This is a genomic window from [Clostridium] ammoniilyticum (genome assembly GCF_025566905.1).
GTDB lineage: Bacteria > Bacillota_I > Bacilli_A > Erysipelotrichales > Coprobacillaceae > Faecalibacillus > Faecalibacillus intestinalis.
In genome coordinates, this window is record NZ_JAOQJR010000001.1 from 87,899 (window position 1) to 99,206 (window position 11,308).

The window sequence follows — 11,308 nt, forward strand, 5'->3', positions numbered from 1 at the left end:
GCATGTATTTTGATTTAGAAATATATTCAAAATGGTTCATATTTTAATCCTCTTATTTTTTATGCCATTTAAAACAAAAAGTTTTAAATCATTATATTATAAATCTAAGTATAAACATATGCAATAAAAAAGTGAGATGTTTCCATCTCACAAATTAAATATGATCAATAATTTCATCTAAATCAATACCTAATTGAAATCCTAAAGAGAAATAGTCATCAATTGTATTTTGGTAATCTTGACTAGAATAAGTTGATGAAACATTCATCATTGATTGATAAATTTTTAAAAATAAGTCTTCTAAAGATAAACGATTAGGAATTTCAGTATGATTTTTAATAGTATCAATTCTTAATTCATAACCAATAGACATTAACATTTTTAAACCATCTAAATAATGTTCTAATAGTTCATCGTGATGAATAGCTTCTTCTTTTTCCCAAAAGATAAAACATCTTGAATCCTGACAAACTTCTCCTAAATCATGTAAGAAAGATAACGTTTTTTGCTTAAGTCGAGCGACATTTAAAATTTCATTTTTGTTTACTTGTAATTCTTTATTTACGTAAACTTGATACATTTTAGATAAATCATTCATAAAAATCACCTCAATACTATTATATCACGAAATATGAACTAGGTTTGAATTTGACATCAAATAATCCTCTAGATATAATATTCAAGATTTAAAGGAGGATGAAATTATGCGAAAAATTTGGATATGCGGTGCTAAAGGACAAATTGGACAAGCAATCAATGAAATTATTGATAAACTTGAATTCAAAGTTCTTGATACTGACATAGACGATTTGGATATTACAAACACAGATGAGGTCTTACGTTTTGGGGAAATGAATAGACCAGATATTATTATTAACTGTGCAGGACTTACAAATATAGAGGAATGTGAAAATGATATTTCTAAAGCTTATAAAGTTAATGCTTTAGGTGCTAGAAATTTATCTATTATTGCTAGAAAATTAGAAGCTAAATTGGTTCATATTTCTACAGATGATGTTTTTGATGGGAAAAGTGATCAACCTTATAATGAGTTTGATCAAACAAGACCACAAACAGCTTATGGTAAATCTAAATTAGCTGGAGAACAATATGTTAAAGAATTTACTTATAAGCATTTTATTATTAGAAGTACATGGGTCTATGGTTTGGGAAATAATTTTATTAATGATTTATTAGAAAAAGTAAATAAAGGTGAATCTCTAGCAATTGCCTCTGATCAATTTGGCTCACCTACAAGTGCTAAAGAACTTGCACGTTTTATTTTACATTTAATTGATACAAATGAATATGGAACATATCATGCGACAAATAAAGGGGTATGTAGTCGATATGAATTCGCTCATGAGATTTTAAAACTTACAGGAAAAGAAGCTCAAATGAAGGCAGTACCTACTCATTTATCTGATTTTTCTAAAGTTAGACCAGCTTATTGTGTCTTAGATAATTTTATTATGTCAATGACTCCAGTTTATACTTTTCCTTCATGGAAAGAATCTTTAAAAGAATATTTTAAAGAAAGGGGTCTATATAATGAAAAATAAAAAGAAGTTAGGTTTAACAACTTTGATTTTTATAGCACTTATTGCAGGTGCAATTACCGGAATTATTATTAATTATTGTATTCCTAGTAATAAAATCGTTGATGATTTTATTGTTAGTGGTTTATTTTATGTTGTAGGACAAGGATTTATACGTTTAATGCGTATGTTAGTTGTACCACTTGTCTTTTGTTCAATTGTTTGTGGAAGTATGGCAGTAGGAGATACTAAAAAATTAGGATCTGTAGGACTTAAAACAATGCTTTTTTATCTATGTACGACAGCACTTGCCGTTGTTGTTGCTTTATGTATCGCTAATGTTATTAATCCAGGTATTGGTTTAGATATGTCAGCAATTAAAATCACTTCAAAAGTAACAGAGTCAACACAAGCAACAAGTGTGACAGAAACATTGTTAAATATTATTCCAACAAATATTTTTGAATCACTTGCAAATGGAACAATGTTACAAATTATCTTGTTTGCGCTTATTTTAGGTGTTATTCTTGCAAATATGTCAGATCGTGTAGATATTGTTAAAAACTTCTTTAGTCAATTTAATGATATTATGATGGAAATGACAATGGTTGTTATGAAGTTAGCACCAATAGGTGTTTTCTGTTTGATTTCTAAAACATTTGCAGAAATAGGTTTTGATGTTTTCATCCCATTATTAAAATATATGTTCTGTGTATTACTTGCATTAGGAGTTCAATGTTTTGGGGTTTATATGTCAATGTTAAAGATTTTTTCAGGATTAAATCCAATTATCTTTATTAAAAACTTTTTCCCAGTAATGGCTTTTGCCTTTTCAACATCAACATCCAATGCAACAATTCCAATGAATATTGATACTTTAGCTGAAAAAATGGGTGTCTCTAAAAAGATCTCATCCTTTACAATTCCATTAGGAGCAACAATCAATATGGATGGAACATCCATCATGCAAGGTGTTGCGGTTGTCTTTACAGCTCAAGCCTTTGGAATTCATCTATCTATGATGGATTATGCTACAGTTATTGGAACAGCAACGCTTGCTTCAATAGGAACAGCAGGGGTACCAAGTGTTGGATTAATTACACTTACCATGGTCTTTAATTCCGTTGGTTTACCAGTAGAAGGAATTGCTTTAATTATGGGAATTGACCGTATCTTAGATATGACAAGAACAGCCGTTAATATTACTGGAGATGCAGTATGTACAACAGTTGTTGCTTCAATGAATAAAGCAGTTGATCGAGATATTTATTATGGTAGAAAATAAGGAATGATCGAAAGGTCATTCTTTTTTTATACCTTTTGTACTATAATATCTTTCGACAAAAGTTGATGAAAATTAGGTGATAGAGTGTCAAAAGTAAATGATTTAAAACAAGAAAACGAAATAAAAATAAGAGAATGCCTTTATGATGGACAAATTTGGACAAAAAATGACTTAGCGTATAAAACAAGTCTTTCATTGGCGACAACTACTAATATTTTACAAGAAATGTTGAAAAGTCATGAAATTTAATATGTAAGTGATTCTAAGTCAACGGGTGGTAGAAAGTCTAAAGAATATCAGTTATATAAGGATTATAAGCACCTGTTAAAAATAGTTTTAAAGAAGAATAAGAAGAGTTATGAATTTATTTTTGAAATCATAGATTTACATGATCAAATTGTTTATCAAAAAAATTATTCTTCTTTAAAAGGAACAGTTGAAGAGTTTTTAAAGATGTTAAAAAAGGTATTAAAGAAAGATCAAGAAATTGCTGTCATTTGTTTATCACTGCCAGGGGTTTGTGATCAGGGAATGATTGATTTGTGTGATTTTGAAGATTTTCAAAATAAAAATATATTAGAAATTTTAAAAAAAGAAATAAAACAAAAAATAATCATTGAAAATGATGTCAATTGTGCCAGCATTGGTTTTTATCATCAATATTCACACTATCAAAATAGTGCTTTGATTTATCAGCCTGCGGTTGATTATGTAGGCTGTGGAATGATCATTCAAGGGAAACTTTATAATGGCTTTAGTCATTTTGCGGGAGAACTTCGGTGCTTACCTTTTTATGATCATTTACAACAAGTGCGTTTATTAAAAGATGCTCCTCAAGAATTATTAGAAAAACAGATTGTTACTTTATGTTGTGTCTTAAATCTAGAAGCTATTGGTATTTGTAGCGATGTTTTAAAAGACATACAAATATCTTTACCAACGATTCCTTTAAAACATCAACCTCAAATAATTAAAATTAATCAACTATATACATTAATTAAAGAAGGACTTTTTCAAATAGGAAAGAATCAAATGATAGGAGAGATGAATAATGAATAAAAGTTATATTGATTTACTTGTGAAAGTGATTTTCATGGTAAAACGAAATCAGCAATTCATCTAGGTGAAAATGGATGTGTTTCACCAGATGAAATTAAAGAACTTTTAATTAAATACCAATTAATAAGAGGCTAATTTAGCCTCTTAAGTATTTTTTTAAGTTTTCTAATTGATTATTACAATCACTTACACCTAAGTCATACATTTGTTGAATGACTTCTTTGTCTTTTTCAAGTCGTCCAATAGGGATGAGTTGACTAGGTCTTAAAACAAAAATCTTCTTTTCTTTTTCTAATTTTGTAATCAAATCTAAAGACGCATTATAATTTAAATAACGATTATTTAAGGTTTCTACAAAATGAGGATATTGATGATAAAAGAGTTTATTAAGATGTTTATTGGATGGCTTTTTGCGATAATCTAAGGGTCTTGTTAAAACGACAATGATTTTATCAACATCCATCTCTAACATTTTTTTAATAGGAATACTGTCACTACAGCCACCATCTAAATATTCATGACCATTGACTTGAATGATATGAGATACAAAAGGCATTGAACCTGATGCTCTTAAATATTCAACTTGATCATAATTATCTAAAGTATCCAACAACTTATATTCTGCTTTTCCTGTTTGTAAATTTGTCACAACGGCATAAAAATCAACAGGAGATTCTTGATAACTTTGATAATCAATTGGATCTAAATCATCAATCAATTTTTCGAAACAAAATTCTTCATTCATGACATTTCCTGTTTTTAAAAAAGAATAAACACCCATATAATCTTTATTTCCAACGTAAGCTTTATTATATCTCAAAACACGTCCTATTTGTTTTGATTTATAATTCATTCCAAATAAAGCTCCCGCTGAAACACCAATAATTGTATCAACATCAATCTTTTCTTTTAAAAATGTATCAATGACACCCGCTGTGTATAAACCACGCATAGCGCCACCTTCTAATACTAAACCAACTTTCATTTATATCACCGAGGGTATTATATCATAAAATTTGAACATCAAAGCAAAAAAGAAGATGTTTGAATAAAATATATATTTTGCGTATAATACGATTAGGTGATTAAAAATGGAAAAAGGCAAAATACGTATGCTCGCCAATTTAATAGAGCTTAATAAAATAGAAGTAAGACTTTCAAAAAAATATTATGGGGGAATTTCTCCAAAATTTTATTTGAGAGATTTAAATAAAGAAACACTTGTAGAAATTCCTGTTGCTGAAACATGTGAAGATGATATTTGTGTTAAATATTATTTTAAAAATGTTCATATTGATTTAACGCATCATTATGAGATGGTAGATAATTATGGTTTAAGTGCTATTTTACAATATGTAAGACTTTCTGAATTGGATGATTTTGATGAATTATTTTATTATGATGGAAAATTAGGCCCTCTTTATCAAAAAGAAAAGACAACTTTCAAAGTATGGGCGCCTACGGCTTTAGAAGTCATGGTTAAAGTAGGAAATGAAGCTTATCAAATGGAAAGAAAAGAAAAAGGGGTTTTTGAAGTAACGATCCAAGGAGATTTGGATAATCAAGAATATAATTATTTGATTCGTCATCATAAAAGTTTTCATGAAACATTAGATCTTTATGCTTATGCTTCTAATGCTAATAGTAATAGTAATATTGTCATTGATGTTGATAAAATCAATGAACCACTTTATTTAGAAAACTTACAACATATGAAAAGAAAAACAGAAGCGATCATTTATGAATTAAGTGTTCGTGATTTTACTATGTCTAAGACAATTAACGCAACACATCCAGGGACTTTTATGTCTTTAGTAGAAAGTGGTTTAGTTACACCACAAGGTAATAAAGCAGGGTTTGATTATCTTGTAGATTTAGGTGTTACTCACGTTCAAATCATGCCAATGTATGATTTTGCGACAGTAGATGAACTTCATCCTACAGTGATGTATGACTGGGGTTATGATCCAATTCAATACAATGTTCCTGAAGGAAGTTATGCTTTAGATCCTCAAGATGGTTATTCGCGAGTTAAAGAATGTCGTCATATGGTTTCAACACTTCATCAAAAAGGTTTAAGAGTGGTGATGGATGTTGTTTATAATCATATGTATGATTATTATACAAGTGCGTTTGAAAGAACAGTACCGGGGTATTATTTTAGAAAGAATCAATATGGAGAAATGTCTAATGGTTCTTGGTGTGGAAATGATTTGGAATCAAGACATCAAATGGTAAGACGATATATTAAAGATATGTGTTTGCGTTGGCAAAAACTTTATGGAGTAGATGGTTTTAGATTTGATTTAATGGGTATTATTGATATTGAAACCTTAAATCAAGTTTATGATCAAGCTTCAAAAATAGATGATAGTTTTATTATGTATGGCGAAGGATGGAATATGCCTACAGCTATGGATGATCATGAAAAAGGAATGCAAGATAATCATCGTAAGATGTTAAATATTGGCTTCTTTAATGATTATTATCGTGAAACTTTAAAGGGTGGAAGTGGAGATTCTGCTTTAAAGGATAAAGGTTATTTTGCAGGGAATATGTATAATTGTGAAATTGGTGGTGAATGTATGAAAAATACAAATCGCTACAGCTATGTTGATCAAAGTATTAATTATGTTGAATGTCATGATAATGCGACAACATTTGATAAATTTGCAATCAGTAATGGGGATGAACCACTTGAAACTCGTAAGAAAAGACAATTGATGTTGAATGTTGCGCTTATTTTATCACAAGGAATTCCTTTTATTCATTGTGGTCAAGAGTTCTATCGTAGTAAAGATGGACTTGGAAATACGTATAATACATTAGATCATATTAATGCAGTCAATTGGTCTTTAGTTGATGAAAATCAAGAGGATATTGAAACTCTTAAACAAATGATTCAACTTAGAAAAGAAAATGGTGGATTTAAGTATGAGACAATTCAAGAAGTAAATGAATATGTAAGTACAAATCATTTTGATTATCGTATTTTAAGATATTGTGTGAAACAAAATAAAGGAAAATATCAAGAGATTGTTGCATATTTTAATCCTTCGTATTATGATTTTGAAATAAATGATATGGATGAATATGAAGTGATTTATAATGATCATGAATCACGCACATATTTAGCTCCTATTTCGATGAAAATATTTGGATTAAAGAGGTAAAAAATGAAATTAATTATTGGTTTAGGTAATCCTGGAAAAGAATATGAAAATACAAGACATAATACAGGATTTATGGTATTAGATCGTTTAAGTGAAAAATTAAATATTGAAATGACACAAAACAAATTTAAAGGACTTTATGGAAAAAGTAAATATAAAGGTGAAGATGTGATTTTATTAAAACCACAAACTTATATGAATTTATCTGGAGAATCTGTTAGACAAGTTATGGATTTCTTTAAAATCAATCAAGAAGATATCTTAGTTATTTATGATGATTTAGATATGCCAGTAGGGAAGCTTCGTTTAAGACAAAGTGGTAGTGCTGGTGGGCATAATGGTATTAAAAATATTATCTTGCATACTGGAAGTCAAAATTTTAATCGTATTCGTGTAGGTATTGATCGTAGTAAATATATAAAAGTTGTTGATTATGTTTTATCACGTTTTACAAAAGATGAACAAGATGCTATCAATCAAGGGATTGAAAATGCCAGTGATGCAGTCATTGATTATTTGGATCATGGATTTAACCATGCAATGAATCGTTTTAATTAGAGGCACATATGAAAAAGATACTACATTTATTAAAAGATAATAAAGCATTTAATGCTTTATTGAATAAACAAAATATCGTTGTCAATTCTTCCAACAGCGAAGCGCTACTGATTGCTAGCGCATTTTTGACTTTAAAAAAAGATATGCTGATTGTTAAATCAAACCAATATGAAGCTAATCTTCTTTATAAACAAGTTTCTCAAATGATTGATGAAGCCCTTTATTTTCCTGTAGATGAATCTTATCGTATTGAAAGTTTGGCCGCTTCAGGAGAATTATTAGGACAAAGATTAGGAACGATGTATCAACTTACACGACCTGGTCCACATCTTTTGATCAGTCATGGTCATAGTGTGATGCGATATGTTCCAACTGTTGATGTTTTTAAGAAAAACTGTATGACTTTAAAAGTAGGAGATCATATTGATGTTTATGATTTACAAAGATTTTTAGTGCAAGCAGGTTATATGCATACAACACGTGTTGATCAACCTTTCTATTTTTCTAAACGTGGGGGAGTCGTTGATATTTTTTCAATGCAATATGACCATCCTATTCGTATCGATTTCTTTGATGATGAAATTGATTATATTAAATTTTTTGATGAAAAAACACAAAGAACGATTGAAAAAGTGGATGAAATTGAAATTATTCCAGCTACTGATCTTCTTTATTTAGATCAAGAAGTAGGTTCAGTTGTTACACAAATCAAAGATTCTTTTGAAGAACAATATCAAAAGATGGATGATTTATTTAAAGATGATTTTGAAGAAAAAATCATGATCGATATTGAAAACTTAAAAGCACATGCTACAGATAGTAGTCAATATGCGTATTATCATCTCTTTAAAAATGTGACGAGTATTAAAGATTATTTAGATGATCCAATTACTATTTTATGTCAAGAAGAAGATATTCATTTTCAAATCAAAAACTATATTTCAGAAAACTTCTATTATTATCAAGAATTAAGCCAAAGTGGACGCTTTTTAAAAGATAATCAACTTTATCAAGATTTTGATAGCATTATTAAAGATAACTATCAAGCTATTAATACTTTTGCAACAAATAAAGATGATGTTGTCTTTTTAAGTCACGATGTGATGTTTAATCGAGATGATGAAAAACGTGTCATCCAACAAATCAATGATTATTTAAAGAATAGTCAAATTTTAATTTCTCTAGAAAATAAACATCAACTTCAATTGATGGTGGAACTTTTTGATCGGCATGAAATGAAATATACACTTGTAGGAATTGATGAAGTAATTTATCCAGGTATTAATCTTTATGTAGGAAAACTTGCATCAGGATTAGAACTTATTGAAGAAAAAGTAGTTATTTTAACAGCCTATGAATTATTTGGAGAAGTCAATGTTTCTAAAACAAAATATTTTAGATTTAAAGATGCTAAAACATTACGTAACTTCCAAGAATTAAATGTTGGTGATTATGTTGTTCATGATAGCTATGGAATAGGGCAATATTTAGGAATTAAAACACTTGATGTTAAAGGATATCATAAAGATTATTTATATGTGGCTTATGCTGGAGATGATACGCTTTATATTCCAGTTGAACAATTTAAAATGATTCGTAAGTATGCAAGTGCTGATGGTAAAGTACCAATGATCCATGCTCTTGGAAGTAGCAAATGGACAAAAGCTAAACAAAAGGCTAAAAATAAAATTGATGATATTGCTGATCGATTAATAGAATTATATGCTAAAAGAATGTCTTCACCAGGGTTTGCTTTTTCTAAGGATAATGAATTACAAATCGATTTTGAAAATCAATTTGGTTATGCTTTAACTACTGATCAACAAAGAAGTGTTGATGAGATTAAATTGGATATGGAAAAACCTCAACCAATGGATCGTCTTTTATGTGGAGATGTTGGTTTTGGTAAAACTGAAGTGGCCTTACGTGGTGCTTTTAAAGCAATTTTAGATCATAAACAAGTAGCTTTTCTTTGTCCAACAACTATTTTATCAATGCAACATTTTAAAACAGCCACCGAACGTTTTAAAAATTTCCCTGTAGAAATTGCTTTACTCAATCGTTTTACTTCATCTAAAGAAAAGAAACGTATTTTAAAAGAAGTTAAAGAAGGTAAAATTGATTTATTAATAGGAACACATCGTATTTTATCAAAAGATGTCGCGTTTAATGATTTAGGGTTACTTGTTATCGATGAAGAACAACGTTTTGGTGTTAAACAAAAAGAAAAAATCAAAGAATACCGTGAAACCATTGATGTTCTTTCTCTTTCAGCTACACCAATTCCTCGTACATTACAAATGTCTTTAATGGGAATTAGAGGATTATCGAAAATCGATACACCACCTAAAAATAGATTACCTGTACAAACTTATGTTGTTGAAAAAAATAATACGTTAATTAAACAAGTTATTGAAAGAGAACTCGCTAGGGATGGACAAGTTTTCTATCTTTATAATCGAACAGATCAAATCGCTAATGTAGCTTATAAAATTTCTTCTACTGTTCCTAATGCAAAAGTAGCTATAGGACATGGTCAAATGGATAAAAATGAACTAGAAGATGTTATGCTTCGTTTTATGAATAAAGAATTTAATGTTCTTATTTGTACAACAATTATTGAAACAGGAATTGATATTCCTAATGCTAATACGATGATTGTTGAAGATGCTGATAAATTTGGTTTAGCCCAACTTTATCAAATTAGAGGACGTGTAGGTCGTAGTGAAAGAGGCGCCTATGCTTATCTTCTTTATAAAAAAGATAAGTCTATTCAAGATGATGCATTAAAACGTTTAAAAGCGATTAAAGAATTTACTGAACTTGGTAGTGGTTATAAAATTGCCATGCGTGATTTATCAATTCGTGGTTCAGGAGATATTCTTGGGGGTAAACAAGCTGGGTTTATTGATGATATTGGTTTTGAAATGTATATGAAGATCTTACAAGATGCCATCAATGTAAGAATGCATAAAGATGAAAAGCCTGAAGAAGAAGTTAAAAACTTAAATGTGAGTGTAGATGGTTATATTCCTGATGACTATGTAGAAAGTGATTATGAAAAACTTGAATTGTATCAAAGATTAGATAAAGCAAAAACAATGAGTGAACTTAATAGTTTAAAAGCGGAATTTGATGATTATTATGGAAATTTACCGGAAGCTATTTTAACATTGATTGAAAAGAGAAAACTTGAAATTCTTTCACATTATTCTATTATTGAAGATATTAAAGATTCTGGTAAACAACTAGAAATTATCTTTTCACCAAATGCTTTTGAAACAATTTCAGGTGATAAATTATTCTTGCTTGCTAATCAACTTTTTACAAAGCCAGCCTTTAAATCTTTAGATAATAAAATAACAATTAAAATCAATAAACATGATCAATGGCTTAATCGTTTAAATGAGTTTATTGAAACGTTATCAAAAAAATAAACGAAAGAAAAGTACGACAAAACCGTACTTTTCTTTTTTATAAAAAAAGCAAGCCAAATAAAATGCCTTGCTTTTTCTTGTTTATATATTAACTTATTAATTAATGATTTTTAAAACGTCATCTTCGTTTGTGATAGCAAAAATTGAAAGTGTTAATGTATTAAGTTTTTCAATTGAACTATTTGGTATTGCTTGTTCGAGTTGATTTGATACATTTCCTAATTTTACTTTCAATAATGATAATACAGTTTTCTTTTC

Annotated in this window: 9 protein-coding genes; 7 read left to right on the forward strand and 2 right to left on the reverse strand. The window is 28.9% G+C overall.

Features of this window, described 5'->3' with window-relative positions; translation table 11 throughout:
* Positions 1 to 154: 154 nt before the first annotated feature.
* Complete coding sequence (locus OCV55_RS00410; protein ID WP_022002981.1) at positions 155 to 598, reverse strand: dUTP diphosphatase; 444 nt, start codon at positions 596 to 598, stop codon at positions 155 to 157.
* 106 nt (positions 599 to 704) lie between these two features.
* On the opposite strand from OCV55_RS00410, the gene rfbD reads away from it, so the two are divergent.
* The 4 genes from rfbD (at position 705) to OCV55_RS00430 (ending at position 3,882) form a co-directional block, all read left to right on the forward strand.
* Positions 705 to 1,562 (forward strand): dTDP-4-dehydrorhamnose reductase, encoded by an 858-nt coding sequence (gene rfbD / locus OCV55_RS00415; RefSeq protein WP_147579483.1) that lies wholly within the window; start codon positions 705 to 707, stop codon positions 1,560 to 1,562.
* On the forward strand, positions 1,552 to 2,823 hold the full coding sequence (locus OCV55_RS00420) for a dicarboxylate/amino acid:cation symporter (RefSeq protein WP_147579484.1): 1,272 nt from the start codon (positions 1,552 to 1,554) through the stop codon (positions 2,821 to 2,823). The genes rfbD and OCV55_RS00420 overlap by 11 nt, the downstream gene beginning before the upstream one ends.
* An 84-nt stretch (positions 2,824 to 2,907) precedes the next feature.
* Positions 2,908 to 3,072, forward strand: a complete 165-nt coding sequence (locus tag OCV55_RS00425; RefSeq protein ID WP_267309747.1) for a hypothetical protein — start codon at positions 2,908 to 2,910, stop codon at positions 3,070 to 3,072.
* Positions 3,073 to 3,201: 129 nt separating this feature from the next.
* A complete protein-coding gene (locus OCV55_RS00430) occupies positions 3,202 to 3,882 on the forward strand; it encodes an ROK family protein (RefSeq protein WP_267309767.1) in 681 nt (226 codons plus the stop codon).
* A 136-nt stretch (positions 3,883 to 4,018) separates the two neighbouring features.
* On the opposite strand, the gene OCV55_RS00435 is transcribed toward OCV55_RS00430, so the two are convergent.
* Positions 4,019 to 4,867, reverse strand: a complete 849-nt coding sequence (locus OCV55_RS00435; RefSeq protein WP_147579486.1) for a patatin-like phospholipase family protein — start codon at positions 4,865 to 4,867, stop codon at positions 4,019 to 4,021.
* A gap of 106 nt (positions 4,868 to 4,973) precedes the next feature.
* Here OCV55_RS00435 and pulA point away from each other — a divergent pair, with 106 nt between their 5' ends.
* From pulA to mfd, 3 genes are read left to right on the forward strand one after another with little or no spacing between them, the layout of a single operon-like run.
* Positions 4,974 to 7,055, forward strand: a complete 2,082-nt coding sequence (gene pulA, locus OCV55_RS00440; protein WP_147579487.1) for a type I pullulanase — start codon at positions 4,974 to 4,976, stop codon at positions 7,053 to 7,055.
* A gap of 3 nt (positions 7,056 to 7,058) precedes the next feature.
* Positions 7,059 to 7,613: an aminoacyl-tRNA hydrolase gene (gene pth, locus OCV55_RS00445; protein ID WP_117481910.1), complete on the forward strand. Its 555-nt coding sequence runs from the start codon at positions 7,059 to 7,061 to the stop codon at positions 7,611 to 7,613.
* Between the two features lie 8 nt (positions 7,614 to 7,621).
* Positions 7,622 to 11,050, forward strand: coding sequence for a transcription-repair coupling factor (gene mfd, locus OCV55_RS00450; RefSeq protein ID WP_147579488.1), 3,429 nt, complete (start codon positions 7,622 to 7,624; stop codon positions 11,048 to 11,050).
* Positions 11,051 to 11,308 lie beyond the last annotated feature (258 nt).